The sequence below is a fragment of the Acinetobacter nosocomialis NIPH 2119 genome, assembly GCF_000368085.1.
In the GTDB taxonomy this organism is placed as follows: Bacteria; Pseudomonadota; Gammaproteobacteria; order Pseudomonadales; family Moraxellaceae; genus Acinetobacter; species Acinetobacter nosocomialis.
Map to the genome: position 1 here is coordinate 2,098,169 of NZ_KB849239.1, position 20,400 is coordinate 2,118,568.

General features: G+C 38.6%; 22 protein-coding genes. 4 read left to right on the forward strand and 18 right to left on the reverse strand.

Annotated elements, in window-relative coordinates; translation table 11 throughout:
• Positions 1–9: 9 nt before the first annotated feature.
• The 4 genes from F984_RS13650 to F984_RS13665 are packed head-to-tail and all read right to left on the reverse strand — an operon-like array spanning position 10 to position 2,483.
• Positions 10–774, reverse strand: a complete 765-nt coding sequence (locus F984_RS13650) for an SDR family oxidoreductase (RefSeq protein WP_004710144.1) — start codon at positions 772–774, stop codon at positions 10–12.
• Positions 767–1,834 (reverse strand): aromatic ring-hydroxylating oxygenase subunit alpha, encoded by a 1,068-nt coding sequence (locus tag F984_RS13655; protein WP_002132629.1) that lies wholly within the window; start codon positions 1,832–1,834, stop codon positions 767–769. Before F984_RS13655 ends, F984_RS13650 begins: the two co-directional genes overlap by 8 nt.
• Before the next feature lie 16 nt (positions 1,835–1,850).
• Positions 1,851–2,150: a recombinase-like helix-turn-helix domain-containing protein gene (locus tag F984_RS13660; RefSeq protein WP_000847096.1), complete on the reverse strand. Its 300-nt coding sequence runs from the start codon at positions 2,148–2,150 to the stop codon at positions 1,851–1,853.
• Between the two features lie 27 nt (positions 2,151–2,177).
• On the reverse strand, positions 2,178–2,483 hold the full coding sequence (locus F984_RS13665) for a non-heme iron oxygenase ferredoxin subunit (protein WP_000118514.1): 306 nt from the start codon (positions 2,481–2,483) through the stop codon (positions 2,178–2,180).
• 273 nt (positions 2,484–2,756) lie between these two features.
• On the opposite strand from F984_RS13665, the gene F984_RS13670 reads away from it, so the two are divergent.
• Positions 2,757–3,569: an IclR family transcriptional regulator gene (locus F984_RS13670; RefSeq protein ID WP_004710147.1), complete on the forward strand. Its 813-nt coding sequence runs from the start codon at positions 2,757–2,759 to the stop codon at positions 3,567–3,569.
• Positions 3,570–3,614: 45 nt separating this feature from the next.
• Here F984_RS13670 and F984_RS13675 read toward each other — a convergent pair whose 3' ends face one another.
• Genes F984_RS13675 through pnuC form a run of 4 tightly spaced genes read right to left on the reverse strand, consistent with a single transcriptional unit; the run spans position 3,615 to position 5,662 of the window.
• The gene (locus F984_RS13675; RefSeq protein WP_004710149.1) at positions 3,615–3,914 is read right to left on the reverse strand and encodes a hypothetical protein; all 300 of its coding nucleotides are present in this window, start codon (positions 3,912–3,914) and stop codon (positions 3,615–3,617) included.
• Between the two features lie 22 nt (positions 3,915–3,936).
• Positions 3,937–4,404: a hypothetical protein gene (locus tag F984_RS13680; RefSeq protein ID WP_004710151.1), complete on the reverse strand. Its 468-nt coding sequence runs from the start codon at positions 4,402–4,404 to the stop codon at positions 3,937–3,939.
• A 21-nt stretch (positions 4,405–4,425) separates the two neighbouring features.
• On the reverse strand, positions 4,426–5,025 hold the full coding sequence (locus F984_RS13685) for a hypothetical protein (RefSeq protein ID WP_004710153.1): 600 nt from the start codon (positions 5,023–5,025) through the stop codon (positions 4,426–4,428).
• Positions 5,026–5,071: 46 nt separating this feature from the next.
• A complete protein-coding gene (gene pnuC / locus F984_RS13690) occupies positions 5,072–5,662 on the reverse strand; it encodes a nicotinamide riboside transporter PnuC (protein WP_004703179.1) in 591 nt (196 codons plus the stop codon).
• 247 nt (positions 5,663–5,909) lie between these two features.
• Here pnuC and F984_RS13695 point away from each other — a divergent pair, with 247 nt between their 5' ends.
• A complete protein-coding gene (locus F984_RS13695) occupies positions 5,910–6,698 on the forward strand; it encodes a crotonase/enoyl-CoA hydratase family protein (protein ID WP_002054461.1) in 789 nt (262 codons plus the stop codon).
• Positions 6,699–6,806: 108 nt separating this feature from the next.
• Here the strand turns inward: F984_RS13695 and pgaD are convergent, their stop codons facing one another.
• The 5 genes from pgaD to F984_RS13720 form a co-directional block, all read right to left on the reverse strand.
• Positions 6,807–7,226 (reverse strand): poly-beta-1,6-N-acetyl-D-glucosamine biosynthesis protein PgaD, encoded by a 420-nt coding sequence (pgaD, locus tag F984_RS13700; protein ID WP_004710155.1) that lies wholly within the window; start codon positions 7,224–7,226, stop codon positions 6,807–6,809.
• 86 nt (positions 7,227–7,312) lie between these two features.
• A complete protein-coding gene (gene pgaC, locus F984_RS13705) occupies positions 7,313–8,569 on the reverse strand; it encodes a poly-beta-1,6-N-acetyl-D-glucosamine synthase (RefSeq protein WP_004710157.1) in 1,257 nt (418 codons plus the stop codon).
• A gap of 13 nt (positions 8,570–8,582) precedes the next feature.
• Positions 8,583–10,577: a poly-beta-1,6-N-acetyl-D-glucosamine N-deacetylase PgaB gene (gene pgaB, locus F984_RS13710; RefSeq protein WP_004710158.1), complete on the reverse strand. Its 1,995-nt coding sequence runs from the start codon at positions 10,575–10,577 to the stop codon at positions 8,583–8,585.
• A gap of 236 nt (positions 10,578–10,813) precedes the next feature.
• On the reverse strand, positions 10,814–11,155 hold the full coding sequence (locus F984_RS13715) for an FKBP-type peptidyl-prolyl cis-trans isomerase (protein ID WP_004710160.1): 342 nt from the start codon (positions 11,153–11,155) through the stop codon (positions 10,814–10,816).
• An 87-nt stretch (positions 11,156–11,242) separates the two neighbouring features.
• Positions 11,243–11,773: a YaeQ family protein gene (locus F984_RS13720; RefSeq protein WP_002054386.1), complete on the reverse strand. Its 531-nt coding sequence runs from the start codon at positions 11,771–11,773 to the stop codon at positions 11,243–11,245.
• Positions 11,774–11,962: 189 nt separating this feature from the next.
• Here F984_RS13720 and dctA point away from each other — a divergent pair, with 189 nt between their 5' ends.
• Positions 11,963–13,225, forward strand: coding sequence for a C4-dicarboxylate transporter DctA (gene dctA, locus F984_RS13725; protein WP_002054365.1), 1,263 nt, complete (start codon positions 11,963–11,965; stop codon positions 13,223–13,225).
• Positions 13,226–13,265: 40 nt separating this feature from the next.
• Here the strand turns inward: dctA and F984_RS13730 are convergent, their stop codons facing one another.
• A complete protein-coding gene (locus F984_RS13730) occupies positions 13,266–14,264 on the reverse strand; it encodes a CobW family GTP-binding protein (RefSeq protein WP_004710165.1) in 999 nt (332 codons plus the stop codon).
• 502 nt (positions 14,265–14,766) lie between these two features.
• On the opposite strand from F984_RS13730, the gene F984_RS13735 reads away from it, so the two are divergent.
• Positions 14,767–14,964, forward strand: coding sequence for a hypothetical protein (locus F984_RS13735; protein WP_002054416.1), 198 nt, complete (start codon positions 14,767–14,769; stop codon positions 14,962–14,964).
• 130 nt (positions 14,965–15,094) lie between these two features.
• Here the strand turns inward: F984_RS13735 and F984_RS13740 are convergent, their stop codons facing one another.
• From F984_RS13740 to F984_RS13755, 4 genes are all read right to left on the reverse strand, one after another.
• On the reverse strand, positions 15,095–15,610 hold the full coding sequence (locus tag F984_RS13740) for an acyl-CoA thioesterase (RefSeq protein ID WP_002054353.1): 516 nt from the start codon (positions 15,608–15,610) through the stop codon (positions 15,095–15,097).
• Between the two features lie 261 nt (positions 15,611–15,871).
• The gene (locus tag F984_RS13745) at positions 15,872–16,486 is read right to left on the reverse strand and encodes a MarC family protein (RefSeq protein WP_002054351.1); all 615 of its coding nucleotides are present in this window, start codon (positions 16,484–16,486) and stop codon (positions 15,872–15,874) included.
• A gap of 11 nt (positions 16,487–16,497) precedes the next feature.
• Positions 16,498–18,564 carry a choline transporter gene (locus tag F984_RS13750; protein WP_002054451.1) on the reverse strand — a complete coding sequence of 689 codons (2,067 nt, stop codon included), beginning with the start codon at positions 18,562–18,564 and terminating at the stop codon, positions 16,498–16,500.
• Positions 18,565–18,681: 117 nt separating this feature from the next.
• The gene (locus F984_RS13755) at positions 18,682–20,304 is read right to left on the reverse strand and encodes a BCCT family transporter (RefSeq protein WP_004710169.1); all 1,623 of its coding nucleotides are present in this window, start codon (positions 20,302–20,304) and stop codon (positions 18,682–18,684) included.
• Between the last annotated feature and the right edge of the window lie 96 nt (positions 20,305–20,400).

Consider the following 20,400-nt stretch of genomic DNA (forward strand, 5'->3'; position numbering starts at 1 on the left):
GACTACTCCTTAGTTAAAGACAAAACCGCCATTGACCAGAATATTTTGACCTGTCACAAAAGAGGACAAATCCGACAGTAGATACAATGCTGTTCCATTTAAATCTTGTGGAAGTTGCTGGCGTTGAATCGCTCTTCCGTTGACATATAAATCATGACGTTCCTGTGGCACATACTCGGTTGCTTCAACCAGAGTCAGCCCCGGAGACAAGGTGTTAACACAGATATTGAACTGCCCCAACTCTCTTGCCATTGAACGTGTCATAGCAACAATTGCACCTTTACTTGCAACATAAGCCATCAGGTTTGGCGCACCCCAAAGTGCTGTATCTGACGCAACATTAATAATCTTACCGGCAGCCGATTGTTTTAAATGTGGAATACACGCTTTTGTAATTAACCATGTACCTTTCACATTAATATTCATGACCCGATCCCAAAGTTCAGGATCGTAATCAATCATATTTTTTCCACCGACATTGGTCGCAAGCGCTGCGCAGTTCACAAGACCATCCAAACCATTTAACAGTTCAACGCTTTTTGCGACAGCATTTTCAATAGAGTCTGCATTGGCAAGGTCAACAGTGACTGCATGGACCTTGAGTCCTTGTTTTTGTAAGGCTTGTGCTTCTTGTTGCACGAGGTCAGATAAAATATCTGCCATTACAACTTCACCACCGGCCTCAGCAATGGCTTGAGCGAAATCTCGCCCTAAACCACGTGCAGCACCAGTCACTAAAACTTTTTTGCCTTGCAACAACGCTACATTAGCCATGAGCTTCTTCCTGCATCTCGATACGGTTTGATGCATTTAGTGCAGCAATTTTCTTTAATTGCTTCTCAGCTTCTTTCTTCATTAAACGGCGTAAACGTGCAAGCCCAACATCGTGTTGATATAAGAATTCTCGTGCACGTGCATTTGGCGCAAGGTTTTCTAAAATAATTCGGTCTTGTTCCAATACATCCCAATGCAATTGTTCTAAGTGATTGCGATATAAGAAGCGCCATACATTACGCTGCCAACCACTCACCTTACGGCAGCGCCAGAAAAATACACGGGTATTGTTGGCATCAATTGGTGTTGCATAACCCACAATCCAGAATTCACCACCCGGACCAAATTGTTTACGGTAAGGAATTGAAAGACGTAACCAACTTGCACCTGTCGAACCGTACTCAACCCAGTCAAAGTTCACACCTGTTTGGCCTTCTTTTTCAAAAACAAAACCATTTTCAGTTGTGCGGTGTTTCATCTCTGCGGTACGTTCACCTTCTGCCATTGAGTGTGAAGTACAGTGCAAATATGTACCGTGCATTGGGTCCATCACGTTATCAATGGCATATTGATGGTTTACTTTCCAGTCTGCTTGGCAAAGGAATGAACTCCACTCTTCGCTTGCAAGTTGCTCTGGAAACTCAAGCGCTGCGGGTTGTTCATTTGCATCGATACCAAACCAGATGAAGATAGCACCATGCTGTTCAATGACCGGATAGCTCTTTAAACATTTGGTTCCAGTCATTGGACATTCATGAACGGCTGGCACATCAGCAACCACACCATCAGCACGAACTTCAACACCGTGATACCAGCAAGCAACTCGATCACCCAAGTTCCAGCCGAGTGAAAGACGAGCACCGCGGTGTGGACAGCGATCTTCAAGCGCATGAACCTGACCTTCGGCGTCACGCCAAACCACAATGTTTTCACCTAAACGGGTAATTCCAACCGGATTAGCAGCGACTTCCCAACTTGCTAAAACCGGATGCCATTGGTCACGTAAACCAAGTTCTAAATATTCTTCAGCGCTTTGTGAAGTTGATACGATTGCGTTCATTTTATTCTTCCCTGAATCAATAACCTAAACGTTGCATTTCTTCTGTAAAGCTCTCAGAAGTCCATTCATCACCAGATTCACAACGGAAACCTTGCTGATTAAGTGCAGAAACAACCTCATCTAATTCTGTTGCGCCCGCAGAAAATGCCTGAATCAAGTTCTTTACAAAGTCTTGTTCGTAGAGAGTCGGTTCTTTATAACGTGTTTGCCAAACCAACAATTCAGATTGACCTGGAACTTGAATATTGTTGATACCTGCTTCGGTTGCTGGCGTTGCATGAATCCAGCTTGCCAACTTTTCATTAAATGTCTTCATTGTTCTGCTTCCTTGTACATGTGAGGACTAGAGTTGAATTTGAATATCCTGTCCTTCAACACGAACTGGGTACGTACATAGGTTTCTACACCCGGGTCCACTTTTTAGCTCACCTGTCTGAATGTCAAAAATTGCTTCGTGCAATGGACATTCCACAGTTTGATCTTCGATAAATCCTTCCGTTAATAAGGCATACGCATGAGGGCAAACATTTTCGATAGCGAAGTAATTTTCATCGACAAAAAAAACACCAATTTTTTTCCCTTCAACTTCGACGGCTTTCGGCTCATCTTCGCTAACGTCACCCTGCTGACAAACTGAGATCCAACTCATACCTTGCGTCCTCATTTTGTTTTATATACAAAACATAATTTGATTTTCAAAACACAAGCTAAGCATAATCCTCTTGATTAATTTTTGTCAAAGTAAAAATAAACATTAAAATCAATTGATTAATAAATTTTAAATAATTTGTTACGTTTAAGAATAGAAACAATGTTTTAAATATAAAAATTGTTTTATGTAATCTTTATAATTACAATAGTTCTAAAATAAAGCATAATGCCCCAATTCGAACCCTGTTTTATTTATAGGAAAACGACACGAATGAGCCTAGAGATTGAAGAAGATTTGCAAGAATCAGAAACAACAAAAAATGATGATCGGTATTTAGTACCAGGGCTTGTGCGTGGTTTAGCCATCTTGCAAGCATTTAATCAACAAGCACAAGAAATGACGATTACAGAAATTGCCGAAATTTTGGAAGTGAATCGTTCTAGTGCATTTCGGCTTATCTATACACTTGAAGCTTGCGGTTACTTAAGAAAAGCTTCACAAAAAACGTATGCTTTGGATTCAAAAGTTATGGAGCTTGGTTTTAACAGTTTATCAAAGCTTTCATTACTTGATTTATCGACTCCTTTAATGAAAGAACTACGTGACCAGACCAAACTTGCAGTACACCTGACCGTTTTAGAAGGTACACACATTGTTTTTGTAAATAACGTTCAATCTATGGGTACGTTTACCAGCAATATTAGTTTAGGTACTCGCTGGCCTGCCCATGCGACAGTTATTGGTCAAATGTTATTATCAGATTTACCAGAGGCAGAAGTACGCCAACGCTATCGTAATTTCAATGACTGGGATAGTTACTCAGAACTGACCCCAACCAGTTTAAAAGCGTTATTGCAAAAATTGAATTATGTAAAAACTCAAAAGTCGATGGTGAGCTGGGGTCATTATAACCATGATATGGCTGCTTGTGCTGCCCCTATTTTCAAACAATCAAATGGAAAAATGGTGGCTGTCCTTTCGGTAAGTTGCCCAATTACCACCTATGATGAAAAGACCTTTAAAGAAGATATTGCCGCTCTGGTCATCGCAACGGCAGATAAAATTTCAAAATTTATCTATTAAAAAAAGCGACGTTAAGTCGCTTTTTTTGTGCTTTGATTTCATCAACTAAAAATTACACTTAAAAGTTTCACCATTCATATCCTGAAAACTCAGTGTTGAATGATTTTCTTTAATATCAAACTTTAAGTATTGCTGTTTAAACTGTACTACTGCATAAAACTCTTCAGCCCCATCATCTAAACCTGTCGCAGAAACTTGGGTCCCTTGGGGAAAGTCCTTGAGCCAAGCAACCTTATAGAAATCTGACACTGAATTAAAATCTATATATTTTGCAGGCTCAGCCATAATTTTTTGGGCCATCGCATCAAACTGTTGCTGTTTATATATGACTAAATTCAGGATCATGGCTATTCTTAAAGGTTAATCATTAACAGTCATCAATAGAGTACGTATAGTAATGTAGTTTTCCATTACGGAAATGAAAGTGCAAGCCATCATTACTACCTTCCCAAGGAAATATAGAGTAAGTATGATTTTCAGATATAACTATTTGTTTACCAAAAAACTTTTTAAAATCATTCTCGGTAGTTAAATGATTAAATAATCGAGAACCATACTTTAGACCATTTTGCTGGCTTACATATACCTTATCTAAAGATCCCGTAGAGAGTATCACTCCATCTTCATATACCCATTGATCTGGAAAATAACCGCCATTGCATTCATCAGCCTCACCTTTAATAACCTGCTTTGGCTTTTTCAGGTTATTTAAAGGAATATCAAAACTGTTCAATACTTTACCATGCCATAAAGGTTTAATATTTACTTGCGCATAAGAGGTAGTTGCTACTAAAAAGCCAATACAAAATAAAAATATATGAGTTAAATTTTTCATAAAAATCCAGAAATTAATGATTTAAAAGTTTTGTGCCTTACTCTTATTTATGATCAAACCTTTTTGTTTGTCTTTCATAATGATTAAAGGAGATCCAACTTTTTTAGTTTTGGTATTATCCAAATATTTTTTCTTCTGTAAATAAATCTGTCTGTCTTTAATAAAACTATCTATGGAAGTTTCATCATCCGTATAGTAAGAAATATCTTGTGTATAAATATTTGACCAGTCCGCTATCCAAAAAATAATAAAATTTCCACCACGCTCCTGATAATTGTCTATTGCAAAGGTTTCAGAATCAATTTTATGTATAGTCTGACCTGCTATTGAGGATATATCCTGAGTTTGCGCTTTAAAATAATAGGTTTTATTTTTATCTAAATTGATAGCAAATACGTTATAGCCTAGCGCATCAGCTATATCAGGCTTAAAGCAAGAATAGCTTTGTATTTTTACCTGTGCCGTCTGTATAGCTAATTTATTATTTTCAACAGCTTCATCTTTCTGACATGAATCCGGTAATTTACTAAGCTGCTTTAAAGGAACAGCATTAATCTGAGCATTTGCATAACCAGAACAAAGAAATAAACAAAATAAAAGTTTTTTTAAAGTATGAGTCATCAAATAATTTCCAAACAGGATTATTGTTTTAATATTTTCTCATACATTAAATAGTTTTTTTTAAATCTATATGATCAACCTGCTTTCTTTTAACCTTTTCCCATTGATACCAACCATAAGCTGCCATTAATACAAAGGCTGCATATAAAGCAGAAGTTAAAAACAGATCTTTATAAATAAACATTCCCACATAAATAATGTCGACAAATACCCAAAGTATCCATGTCGCAATATGCTTTCGGCTGGTCCAGTAAGTGGCAAGCAAACTAAATGCCGCAAGCTGTGAGTCGAGCATCGGCACCGCTGCATCGGTAAAGTTTTTAAGTATCAGACCAAAGAGCAAGCCACCTACCGCGGCAATGATCATTTGAAAAATTGCCACCTTAGGAGCTATTGGTTCTATACGAATGTCATGATCTTGCTGCTTTCCTTTGAGCCAATAGTAAAAACCATAAAAATTTACAGCCATAAAAAAGAACTGCAAAATCGTTTCACCATAAAGCTTAAATTCGTAAAACAAATAAGCGTATAAAACAAAGGCGAAGAAATTAAACAGCCAGCACCACATATTACGGATTACCGTTAACCCGACACCAATGAGGCTAATTAAGACCGCGAAAATTTCTAGAGGTGACATAAGAGAAGCTGCTTATTGAGATCAATTTAACAGCGTATTATGAGAAAAATATAAGACTAAGCAAACTGCTAATTTAAATAAATCATGAAAATTGACATTATCTTAGGATCTGTCTTTTCGTATGAAATTGATTTACTTCAATACATAGACAAAAGAAATACTGATCAAGTCACTAACAATTTCTATTTGCTAGTTTTTAAATGATTGTTTAAAAGATAATGAGAGACAAATAAAAGAGCTTGAAAATATGTCAAATCAAGAAGGAAAAGTCAGCCGTGAAACTCGCGGACATATTTTTTTAATTGGCTTAGATCGCGCAGCAAAACGTAATGCCTTTGATAGTCACATGATTAAAGACTTATCACTAGCGCTCACCGAATATGAAAATAATGACGCCCTGCGCTGTGCGATTGTTTTTGCTCACGGTGACCATTTTACAGCTGGCTTAGATTTGGTTGAGTTACAACCTAAGCTTGCTACAGGTGTTTTTGATTTTAGTGAAAATGAAATTAACCCGTGGGGCACAATAGGTCGAAAGCTGAGTAAACCTTTGATTGTGGCAGTACAGGGTTATTGCTATACCGCTGGCATAGAACTCTTTCTCAATGCAGATATTGCGATTGCAAGTGAAAATACTCAGTTTGCTCAAATGGAGGTTCAACGTGGCATCTTACCTTTTGGCGGAGCAACTGCACGTTTCACTCAAGCCGCGGGTTGGGCCAAAGCCATGCGCTATTTGCTTACAGGTGACTCTTTTGATGCCAAAGCAGCCTTGGATATGAACCTGATTACAGAAGTTTGCCTAGAAGGTACGGAGCTTAACCGTGCCATAGAACTCGCTGAACATATTGCTCAAGCAGCGCCCCTTGCCGTAAAAGCCACTCTTGCCTCTGCACGTGAAGCTATTAATGAAGGTTACGAGGTTGCTTTTCATCAATTGCAAAATCATCTACAACCTTTACTAACTACAGAAGATGTTCAAGAGGGTGTTTTTGCTATGCTACAAAAAAGACCACCAGTGTTTAGAGGCAAATAAAACCGATTCAAACACTACGCTTCGGGGTCTAAAATTTATGACTCACTAAGAGTAAATATGCAAAAAAAGAAAGCCCACATGATGTGGGCTTTCTTTTATTTATTAGATTTATTCAACTCTAATGATTTTACCAAATTCATCATGGTGAACGACCGTAATTTTTTGGCTACGGCCCTGTTCAATTTCTTGTTCTGGCAAATCAAAGTAACGTGCATAATCATCTGTCTGTTTCATGTTAAGTGCACTACCCCCAACACGGCGTTCAGGCAACACATGACTCCAGAGCAGCAAGCCAATTGCACAAGCAATCAGAGCAGTAATGCCATGTTCAATTCCTACACCAAAAGCACTAAACACACGATGTACTAAATGAGTTTTTTGGAGCTCTGCCAATACCCAAATAAATACAAACGGACGCCACAACAACAACCAACCGCCCCACATCATGGCTGTGCTTGTTGTAGAAACATAGCGTTTGTGCCATGGTAGTTGACGACGTAAATCAATAATCAACGAATTTGTCTTCATTTCTCTTTACCTAACGAAGTGCTGCGGTTTTTCCCCAGACATCAATACAGCACGATCTTTAAAATCTCATGACTCTTGCATTTCATCTAACGAATGCCCCGATCCGGGCTCACCCAACGTGCTCGTTTCTCATCTCCACGTCGTAAGACCTTTGGAAATGCCACAATGGTTGCCGAAATGGTGATTAGCCAAAAGACCAATGGATACCAGATCATCCAGAAATAATTTTTTCCTAGATGCGGTTCATAGCGACTATCCATCCATTTGCTTAAAGCAAACTGAATTAGACAGGTTGCCCCCAATAAAATACCGCTACCATACGGTAAAAATGGGGAACTCACAACGGCTAAAGCAGGGATTGGTAAAATAAAATGTACCAACCACAATAAAGCCATTGCCAGCATTAAATATGACCATACTAAAGTTAAGCAAAGCTCAAACATTAGAGGCCATAAAAAATTCAATTTTGGTTTGGTGAACACATCAATGTTTTTAATTAAAACCTGTGCTCCACCCATTGCCCAACGTAAACGCTGTTTCCATAAACCATTTAAAGTTTCAGGCATCAAAATCCAAACCAAGGCATTCGGTTCAAAACGAATGTCCCAGCCTGCACGCTGCAACTTCCAAGTAATGTCGATGTCTTCAGTCAACATATTTGGTGACCAATAATCGACTTGATGAACAGCACTTTTACGGAAAGCTGTAATTACACCAGACACTGTAAATAAACGACCAAATGTACGCTGTGCACGTTTAATCATTCCCACAATCGAAGAAAACTCACCGACTTGAATACGGCCTAACAAAGTTGAACGCGTACGTATACGTGGGTTTCCAGTTACAGCTGCAACCGTTGGGTTCTGAAGAAAATGACGAATCATCCATTTTGCTGCATGTGGGTCAAGCAAAGCATCACCATCGATACCAATTAAAAATTCGGCATCGGTCATCAGGCTACCCGCCTGTAGTCCCATCGCTTTTCCTTGGTTTTGTGCAAGGTGAACAACACGAAGTTTTTCGTATTGTTCAGCTAAACGATCGAGCACTTCACCCGTATTATCCGAACTGCCATCATTAATCGCAATGACTTCAAAATTTGGATAATCCAGTTTTAAAGCATGGCTAATGGTTTCCTCTGCATTATCACCTTCGTTAAAGCAAGGGATGAGTACAGCAACTTTCGGATAGTTTTCTAATGGAGCGGGTTGATCATAAGGTGGAGCCTTACGTTCCTTCCAATAGAAAATGATCGCACCAATCATCCATAGATATGACATAAACAATGGATAATAAAAAACGAATTTTAGGGCGTGCGACCATATTGCAGCAAAGATTGTCATGTTTCAGCCTCGTCTATGGCACAAGACGAGATGACTTTTCAGCAAATGCTTTATGCATTACGTTCACGTCCGGATGATCTTTAATTGGGTCATCTGGATAGTATGCAACATGCATTGCACCTTGTTCATAGAGAGAATGAATCGTCGCAGCCATTTCAGTTGAAGGTACCTTTTCGTTATTACGCCAGTTTGTTGCCTGTAGCTCAAAAACTGTTTTCTTAATGCCATTTGGATATTTTTTCACGCGATCAACCATATCTTTATAGAATTGATCTGGATTTTTCACTTGCTCCATATAAGGCATCGCCATAATAGCAGTAAAATCATAACGGTTTAATGACTCTTCAAGTGACTGAGAGTACCAATTTTCCGCATATGGTTTTAAAGCCACTTGCGCATATAAATTACGTGCTGTTAACAGGAACGGTTCATATTGACGAACCTCATCAACAAGCTGCATTGCAAAATCATCTAAATATCTTGTTTTAAATGCAGTCCACTTTTGCAAATCTTCGTCATTCGCACGAATTTTTGCCAAGTCTGTTGGTAAGCCTTGTTTTGCATAAGCTTTTAAAGCATCTGGACTTGCATCTTCATAATCAGACAAGGTCACATCGTCATGGAATAAAATTCCATTAAAAGACGATGATTTTGCTAAATCTTCATATATTTCACGGATAGTTTGACGCGCTTCTGGTGAAAAAGGACTTAAACGAATGTATCCCATATTGAGGTGTCCACTCGTCTTATCCTGTTGGGTCACAACCAAGTCTTTTGATACTGGATCAGTTTTTGGTAGTTCCCATGCCAATAATGGCATCCACGCATAAATACGGCTTACAGGAGTACGTGTTTGAATTTGCCATGCAACACGGTTGAATAAATCAGCACGCATAGGAATATGTCGATTTGGGAAGTATACCATATCGGCAGAACCATTCGCATCTGCATCAGAGAAAGCCTGCAAATAAACTGTATTTACACCCATTGCATTAATACGGTCGAGTAAATTACCTAAATTACGCTCTTGCTGTTGCGGATCTGGATCATAAATATAGTCGAGATCCACATGCATGATTTTTTGCGGTCGATTATTATCCGTTAAATTTAACTCACGATTTTTAATTTCTTGAGCTAAATCATTCGTGCTCATTCCACCCTCTACCAAAATACGACTCATATTTTGTAGAGACTGTTTTGCATGATCTGCCCCATCATCAAGTGTGATAGTAATTGGCATACCAAGCTTTTTAGCAATTTGAACAGTTTGCATATTATAGCGACCATATGGCCACACCATAATACGTGGTGAACGTATACCATGTTCTTTAAGCAACTGATTATTCTTTTTTAAATCATTATAAATTCGGGCCTGATATTGGCTGTCATTTTCATACGTTTTAGTTTTTACATCATAAAAACGAGTTGTCGCCGCAGGTTCAGAGTTGCCTTGAGGGTTACCAGTAATACCACGGTGTAAATGATAGCTGTGGCTTGCAATTTCAACAAAACCGCTGTCTTGCATTTCTTTAAGTTCAGGCCAGCTTAAGATTTTATCACGTGAAATTTCTTCGCCAGAAAAATCTACTTTTTGATTTGCTTTTGGCTCTAGCCATGAACCGACAACAGCAAGCACTACCGGGATTTTTTTAGCCTTAATAACTGGATAGGCATTTTGATAAAAAGACTGATAACCATCATCTACGGTTAATAAAACTGGTTTGGTCGGCAGTGCAGCTTTGCCCTGATGAGCACGAATCAACTGATCTACAGTAATAAAATGGAAACCATTTTTTTGCAGCCAATCGATATGCTCACCAAATTGTTTTGTGGTCACTGCATATTGAGGAATTAAGGCATTTTTAGTATCGGTAATTTCATGATAGCCAATAACAGTAAGTTCTGAAGCATCTATTTTAGGAGGCTTAGCTAGTGCCATACCTGACAAGCCTGCTAAAGCTAAGCCAAGCGTTAGATTCAACAAAGGAGATGCAAAACGGGTAATCATGAAATAGCGTCTCAATAGCAATATAGATTATTTATGTGAAATTTAAACTTAAGAACTAAAACTCTTATTTATTTAGTTCTTAAGCTCAAACTGCCCCAAAAGAACAGTTTTTCAGTTCACCTTTATAATGAAATAAACTGAAAATAATCTTAAATATTCAAAAAGCTAAAATATAAATAACGAATATATTCATATTTAAAGCTTATATAAAAAAATCAAACGGTAAAATTTTGATTTCATTCATCACGAGTTTTTACATCAAACAATTCAATTTTAAAAATCAAGTTTGAGTTTGCCGGAATAATTTTACCCATTTTGCGTTCGCCATAAGCCAAATGCGCAGGAACAATAAGTTTACGTTTACCACCAACTTTCATTCCCATGATGCCTTGGTCCCAACCTTTAATCACACGGCCTGTACCAATGACACATTCGAAATAATTTCCGCGATCAATAGAAGAGTCAAATTTAGTACCATCTTCTAACCACCCTGTATAGTGAGTGGTAATCAAGGCACCTTTAACAGCTTCTTTACCTTCGCCTACTTTTAAATCGATAATTTCTAATTCAGTGATCATAACATTTCCGTTTCATTTAATTTCACAGCTCAGACTCAATCTTTAGTCTAGCAAGTGAAGTTGTAAAATTTGTTGCGCTTTTCAGTTTTACTGTAATTGTGTCCACACCACATTTGCTTGGCCCTTGTCACTTAACAAAGTCCATTCGTTATCCATAACATTTAACTGTAGCTGCATCGTACGTTCACAAAGTTGTTCTAACTCTGCTGTACTTTCAGGCGCGATTTGCCATACCTGAACATTACCCAGTGTTTTAATTTTACTGTTTCTCTTCCACCAGTCTTCGACTTGGGAACCATAGGCAACAATTGCCACAGTTTTACAACGGGCACTCGCTTTTCTGACTTTATCTTCAGATGGTAAACCAACTTCAATCCAGGTTTCTAACTGCCCTGTTAAGTCTTTTTGCCAAAGTGCCGGCTCATCGGTTTCAAAAAGGTCTTTGGTGAATTCAAGACTATCGCTGGCAAAGCGTGCAAATGCCATAACACGAACCATTAATCGTTCTAAAGTTTCTGAAGGATGCAAGGCAAGAGTCAATTGATAATCGCCATAAATATGGTCATCCATATTGGCAATATTCAAGTCTGCCTTATAAATTGTTGCTTTAAGCGCCATAGTTGAGATGTCCAAAAATTTGGCGCTAAGAATACTCGATTTTAATTAAAAAATTATAGAAAAAACTCAGTAATACAAAACTTCTTTCATGCTTCATTTGCATCTTATTCCAAAACAGCCGAGTACTTACAAAGTTGGCGGGCTTTTTGCTTTAAAGGGGTGTATTCCTCTCTTTTGATTTGATGACTTATGTGGCAAAAACTTAAACGTAGTTTATTTCTACAAGTCCTTTGCGCTCTCTTCCTTGGTATTGCAGTGGGTCTTGCTTTTCATGATTTCTCCCTAGCTTTAAAACCTCTTGGTGATGGTTTTATTTCTCTCATTAAAATGTTGATTGCTCCAATTGTATTCTGTGTAGTAGTACTGGGAATCTATGGTGCAAACGATATTAAAAAAATGGGCAAAGTCGGTGCAAAAACCATTCTTTATTTTGAAGTAGTCACCAGTATTGCTTTAATTTTGGGAATTATTGTTGCTTATGTCTTTAAACCGGGCGTCGGCATGAATATTGATATTAGCCATTTAGACGCTAAAGATTTAAGTACCTATACCGACCGTGCTCACGACATGCATACGGGTTCGGACTTTCTGCTTAATATTATTCCTAAAACATTTACGGCTGCTTTTGCCAACGGCGATATTTTACAGATTTTACTCATTGCGATTTTGTTTGGTGTTTCTCTCCTTTTAATTCCTAAACATTTAGCAGAACTGGTACGTCAGGCACTTGAAGCTTTTTCTGAAGTTTTCTTTAAAATTATGGGACTGATTATTCGCCTAGCTCCAATTGGTGTATTCGGTTCAGTTGCCTATACCACTGCAAAATTTGGATCAGATTCACTCCTGCAACTCGGTTATCTGGTTTTACTCTTTTATGCAACCTGCATTTTATTTGTTGTGATTGTTTTAGGTTCAATTCTAAAGCTTACCGGCCTGAACATTTTCAAGTTTGTGGGTTATTTTAAGGATGAGCTCGCGATTGTTTTAGGTACTGCTTCTTCTGACTCGGTACTTCCTCAAGTCATGAAAAAGCTTAAAAACCTAGGTATTAAAGATTCAACAGTCGGTCTGGTCATCCCAACCGGTTATTCTTTTAATTTAGATGGCTTTTCAATTTACTTAACTCTAGGGGTGATCTTTATTGCACAGGCCTGCAATATCGATCTTTCTATGCATGACTTGTTGGCTATTTTGCTGGTTTCACTCATTACCTCTAAAGGCGCACACGGTATTCCGGGATCTGCCTTAGTGATTCTTGCTGCAACACTTTCAGTCATTCCAAGCTTACCTGCAATTGGTTTAGTACTTTTACTGTCTGTAGACTGGTTTATCGGAATTATCCGTGCCTGTACCAACCTCATTGGTAACTGTGTTGCGACCGTAGTCATTGCCCATTGGGAAAAAGACATCGACCATGCACAAGCAAAACAAGTACTTGATATAAAAAATTGAATTTCTTATGGAGAATATTGAAGTATCTTTTCAATATTCTCTATTCAGCAATTCTGCAGTCTAATAATTCAGATTCAAAGGCCAGCCAGTCGTGGTCATGTTGACTAATCATTTCAATACGATTATCAATCCCTTCTTCACCAGACTTATAGTTAAACTGTTCAGGATTAAAGTTAAAGGTCTTCCATCCCTGATCTGTATTAAAAATTCCTTTAATACGTAGCCAGTCTTTCTGTGCACATAACACATCGAGCAGAGCATAAAATTCAAATTTCCAACGTTTAGGTAATTTCCAACCCGCCACAATATAACCTTGTGCCGACTCAACATAGTGATATGGCAATTGATGAATTTCTTTACCAACTTCAGCTTCGGTCATTTGTTTTTGAAGCTTCAGTAAAGGTTGTATAGAGCGTGCAGTTAAACGAGCAGGCACATCAATTTGTGCTAGTTCAAGTAGACCATGCTCGGTCTTTAGCCATTGCTGCTGATAAGGCTGGTATTCTTCTTTAAGCTCAACCAGTGCCTGTTCATCTTCAAAAGTCATGGTGTCAGCATGAGAGACCACTACAATTTGTGCAGCCTTTAACTGATCTTCATACAGATTTTGTTTAACCCAATTGGTGTCATGCAAACGGCTACCATCGACAACTGTAACCAATGCACGCATAGCCAAGCTGTTTTGCCAATGCGGTTCGGTTAACTGATCAAATAATTGCGAAGGGTGCCCAAGCCCAGTAGGTTCAATAAAAAGTCGGTCTGGCTTTTGTTCACTTAACAAGCGAGCCAAAGCAATATGCATTGGGAGTTGACTACTACAGCATAAACAGCCGCCCAATAATTCCTTTACTGCATAGCCCTGATCTTGTGGTAAGAGCTGTTGATCAACTCCAATTTGCCCAAACTCATTCATTAAGACCGCCCACACTTCATTTTTGGGTTTTTGACTTAACAAATGCTGCAATAACGTCGTTTTCCCTGCCCCTAAAAACCCTGAAATAATATGGGTAGGAACAGTTTTTTGGGCAAAAATTTTCACAGGTGGCTCAAATCAACAAGGTTTAAAAACTAAAAAAGGTATATCACTGTTTAACTACTATGAAAATGTTTTTTCATTTTGAAGCTATAGTTTTCAATTATCCGGCTAAAACAACCTTTATGTGACATAAATCTCATCAATTATTTAAATTAACTTTAGATAAAAAAGAATTAAACGGAATATTCTATTTATAGGCATTCATAATTCATGCCAGAGTGTTTTGTTTACGTAAACAATTTGGCTTTTTTTTACTCAACAAGAAATATTCTTTCACATTTTTAGCGTTCAACTAGCGCTTTAATTTTACAGTAGACGCACATAAACGGCCCGTATATTTCATATTGTTAAGATAGGCGTAATAGATTGTTAAGTTAATTGATGTAATCCAAAGCTCGGCTTAGCATGTGTCCTAGCTTAGTCATTCAGCCATACATGTTTTATCTCCGTTAGGTTGAACGATTAGGTTTGATTTATTTTTTAATGAATTTAAGGATGCCATAAAATGAAATTAGCTAAAACTTTACTCGCTACTACCCTAGCTTTAACTGCTGCTTCAACTTTTGCTGCTTCTAAACATGATAAAGTTCATGCTCCAGCAGAAGATAAAGTTGTAGTTTCAACTCAAGAACAAGCAAACACTGCAAATGCTGCATCTGAAGCGGTAGGTTCTGCTTCTGAAGCTGCTCCTGCTGCTCAATAATTATCTCTGTACTCTCCTCCAAGCTCAGAGATAATTTTGCTGAAACGAAACAGGAAGTTGAATTTCAGTGAATAAAAAAAGATCGAACCATGCTGCGGTTCGATCTTTTTTATTTTAGTCGTTTTTCTTTTTAAGAAGTTTTCTTATACATGCTACAAGAAGGATTATGATTTTCTTGTAGGCGTAATACCTTGCGGTGTTCTGCCGCTTCAAATCGACAGCGTTTCCACTCTGTATCGAGTTTTAATTGAGGCACTTCACGAGGTTTACCATTCTCATCAACCGAAACCATCGTGAAATAACAGCTATTGGTGTGGCGCACGGTACGCTTTTGAATATTCTGTGCTTCTACACGAATACCCACTTCCATTGAAGTACGGCCCACATGGTTGACACTCGCTAAAAATGTAACGAGTTCGCCCACATAAATCGGTTCTTTAAAATTTACTTTATCTACAGACAACGTTACGACGTAGCTGCCTGAATAACGACTTGCACAAGCATAGGCCACTTGGTCTAGCAGCTTTAGAATTGTTCCACCATGAACATTACCTGAAAAATTTGCCATGTCCGGCGTCATTAAAACTGACATGGTTAATTCTGACTGATCATCAGTTACGGTTGTCATTTCATCTAATGTAGGCATGACTCAACTCTGTCTCAAACAAGCTCAGAAAACATTATGGTTGATAATTCACAAAAAAAACATGCTTAAATCCACTACATAGCATCGTATTTTTTAATATTGTTAATTCTTTTTTTGAACGAATATTTTTTAAACTATTATTTTTAATAATTTTTTAGTTTTTCTTAAATAAAAAGTTATTGAGCGGTCAAAAATAATCAAAAGATGCTATGCCATTTTGTTCCATTTTAAATGACATAGCATCGTTTTATATGAGCCTGACTATACTTTATGGATCAGTCCGGTAATACCATTAATAATCATATCAACAGCAATCGTACCGATTAATAAAGCAGATAAACGCCCGACTATATCAAAATAGCGATCGATGTATTTTGCATGTTTGTAGCGTAAATGATCATGTGAAAATTTCATCAAAATCAAAATACTGCATGTTAAAAACATGGTAAATCCGATCACAAGTGCCGCAGCACCAATCGACATTTCAATACCTGTCACCACAGCCGCACTAATGGTACCCGGCCCAATCATAAAAGGCATCGCGATGGTTCCAGCTAAATGCTCAGGAGCACCGCGCATTTCACCAATGGTGTCGGCTCCCTGAAACACGTAGCGATAGCCAATCACCAAAAAGATAAGACCACCAAAAATCTGGAAAGCCTCAAAGCGTACATTCAGGTATTTACTAAAGATTGCTTCACCGCCCCATGCAAATAACATAAAGACGATATAAGCAATCAAGCTCCCCTGAATTAAGGCTTTGTTAAATACCTTGGTTTCTGAATGGCGGATGAGGCCAATCATATAAATGCTCATTAAAAAAGGATTGAGCAAAGAGAAAAATAAAGCAAAAGAATGCAGATATGGTGAAACCATGCATATTCCCCTTAAGCTTGTGGATCTGGGAATAATGGACGATTCCCAGGGCTAATACGATTAATATGCAAGAACGTCATATGTCTTTCATACTTATCTAAAATGTCATTAATAACCTGTTCTTTACTGTAACCCACAAGGTCGTTGTCTTGAGAACCTTCATAAAGATAGGTTTCGAGACGGTAATAGAACTGTTTGCCTCGTTTTACACGCTGACTAAAGTTAGGCGCGCTATAACGGACTGGCCAAATCTGATACACGAAGTTTTGCTCTTCTTCCAAATGAATGGTGATATCGAGGTGATATAGCGCCTCTTCATCTTCAAGTGGGGTTTGCTGCACATCTACGTTCATACCTTGTTTAATGAGTTCGTCAGCTACGGCCTGAACAGCAGGTTTGCAAACTGTATCGAGCATACGTCTGGTTTCGGAGGTTCCCGGATGATGCATAACCCGAGTCAAACGCTGTTTCCAATTGAGAATGTCGACGTTACCCACCACAGGTGCTGCGTTCATACTTCGGCTTGCATGCCTGTAGTCTTCAAGTCTAAGTGACTTATAAAGCCCCGCCATCACTAAGAACATCACGAAACTAAACGGCAGTCCCATAATAATGGTCGCATTTTGCAAAGCGGTAATCCCGTTGGTCATCAGCATAGCAAGCGTTAATAACCCAATCGCAATTGCCCAAAACACGCTTAACCAACGCGGCGCATCATTATCAATATGGGTAAGCTTGGTCGTGAAGTTACCTAAAACAAGTGCCCCCGAATCGGCAGAAGTTACATAGAATAAAAGGCCAGTCACTGTTGCGACTGAAGCAATGAAGGTAAAGCCCGGGTACTGCGCTAACAGGTCATAAAAACCATGTGCCGGATTAGATAATACCGTTGCAGCTAAAGTTTGGTTGCCTTCAAAAATAACGCTGTGCAATGCGCTATTACCAAAAATGGATAACCACGTTAAGGTAAATAGCAGAGGAATAATTAAAGTCCCGCACACGAACTCGCGAATAGTACGGCCTCTAGAAATACGAGCCAAAAACAACCCTACAAATGGCGACCAAGCAATCCACCATGCCCAGAAGAACAAAGTCCAACTGCTCATCCAATCTTTAGGTTGCTCAAAAGCAAAACTTTGTAAGGCTAAGGTTGGGAAGCGAGTTAAATAATCACCAATATTTTGTACCAGCGCATTGAGTAAAAACTCGGTATTGCCCAAGAACAAAATAAACAGTAAAAGACCAATCGATACATAAATGTTGATTTCAGACAAAATCCGAAGGCCTTTATTCACCCCGGATGTCACTGAAATAATACTAATACCGACCGCAATGGCAATCAGTGCAAACTGCATCCAGATATTCTCTGGCAGTCCTAATAAAACATGTAAACCATAATTCAGCTGTACCACGCCAATCCCACAGGTGGTCGCAATACCAAAAATTGTCCCAATGACGGCAGCAGTATCTACACTATGGCCAATTGCCCCATTAATTCTGTTCCCGAAAATTGGGTAAAGTGCAGAACGAATGGTAAGCGGTAAGTTATAGCGATAACTGAAATAACCGAGTGCCATACCAATCAAGGCATACATACACCATCCGGTCAAACCATAGTGAAACAGCGTCCACACCATACTTTGGCGTGCCGCTTCATAGGTCTGGCCTACGCCAACAGGTGGCTGCATATAATGAGATAATGGCTCGGCCACCGAGAAGAACATTAAATCGATACCAATACCTGCCGAAAACAGCATGGCAGACCAACTCAGTAAACTAAACTCAGGCTTTGAGTGTTTAGGGCCAAGTTTAATCTCACCATACCGTGAGCAGGCAATGAAAATTACAAACACCATATACAGCGTAGCAGCCAGTAAATAATACCAGCCAAAGGTTGACGTTACCCACGCAAGAACGGTGTTAATGGTTCGATTTGCGAAATCGTTAAATAAAAAAGTAACGAGAGAAAAGATTAAAATGATTAGAGCTGAAATATAAAAAACCACACGGTTAAGCGGGTCTTTTTTAGATTTAGATAATGTTAAATCATCAACTGCTCTTGGATTATCTGTTGCCATACAATCCTCAAGGAATAGAAGAAAAATAAAATATTCAATTTAGTCTTTTCACTATTTAACAATAATGAAAAGACTGCTTTGAACGCAAAAAATATAAATAAATGTGATGAACCAAGGTTATAAAACCTCGGTCACTTTGTTCTGGTCACAATTCGATGGAATAGAAATGTCTTTTGAAATAGCTAACTGCTTTTTCGCAACATTCGGGTCAAAATCATCTTGCTTTAGGGCTTTGGCTAGGCCAAACATATAAAGCAAAATAATCACAGAAAATGGTAAGCCACATAACACCACTGCACTTTGCATGGAGTTAAAACTACCTGCTAATAATAAGCCGATACTTACAATGGTAATGACCACAGACCAAAAGATGCGTAACCAGATCGGTGAATCACTATCACTGGTGCCCCCTTTCGAGGACAAATTGGCGATCATTAGTGTACCAGACCCAACCGGTGTCAAAAATAAAACGAAACAAATTACAACAACAATCCCGGCAATATACGGATTAAACGGGAGATATTCGAGTAATTTGAATAATGACAACGCAGGGTCACTTAAAACCATATCACCTAAAACTTTCTGTTTCTGGTTAAGAATAAAATGAATTGCAGTATTTCCAAAAATCGAGATCCAAGCCAAGGTAAAACCTAATGGAATGAGGCATACACCTAAAACCACTTCACGAATGGTTCGACCTTTGGAAATTCGGGCAATAAACATTCCTACAAAAGGTGCCCAAGCAATCCACCATGCCCAATAAAACACAGTCCATGAACCCAACCAGCCACTGGCTTTTTGATTGTATAAATACATATCAAAACTTTTACCCATAAAATTATTAAGGTAATCGCCCGTATTTTGTACAAGACCATTTAACAAATGGTTAGTCGGTCCGGTTAAAAATACAAATAAAAGCAAAGCATAGAGTAAACGTAAATTAATACGCGATAACCATGCCAAGCCTTTTTCAATCCCGATCACTGTAGTGACTGTCGCCACAAACATCATGATTAAAACTGCAGTGATTAAAGTTGCAGAGCTATGCGGTATTTCAGGAATTAAATAACAAATACCTGAAACCAACACCAAAGCACCAATACCTAAGTTGGTCACTAATGAAATGACAGTTGCTAAAATACCAAAGCCATCAACAAAATCGCCAACTAGACCATGTACTCGCTCTCCAAAAATTGGATAGAGCGCCGAGCGTAGTGCGAGTGGTAAATCTTGTCTAAAGGCAAAATAACCTAATGTCACACCTAGCAAGGCATAAAGTACCCAGCCATGAATTCCCCAGTGCAAAAAGCTATAGGTCATAGCATTACGGGCGGCCTGAACAGTACCTGCCTCACCTTCTGGTGGTCTTAGAAAATGGTCAACAGGTTCAGCAACACCATAATAAAGTAGCGCGATACCAATACCTGCCGAAAACAGCATTGAGGTCCAAGCCAAATAGCCAAACTCAGGTTTGTCGTGGTCTTTTCCTAAAGGAATCTGTCCCACTTTTGAGAAGGCGAGCCAAGCCACAAAGCCTAAACACAGCACAATCACCAACATGTAATACCACCCGAAAAAGTGGTTTACCTGCTCTTGCACATAGGTCAGCCAAAACTGACTTTTTTCTGGAAACAGTACAAATAATAGGCCAAAAATGCCGATACTGACTGCCGAACTCCAAAATACAAAACGATTTAACCGAATATGGTCTGAAGAATATCCATCACTTTTCAACACCATCTTATTGCTCCTTGCAATCGGTGTATTTTTTCCAAAATAACGTGATAAGTACCGGACTTATGCGCATCATCCTATCCGTAAGAACTTCTGATTCTA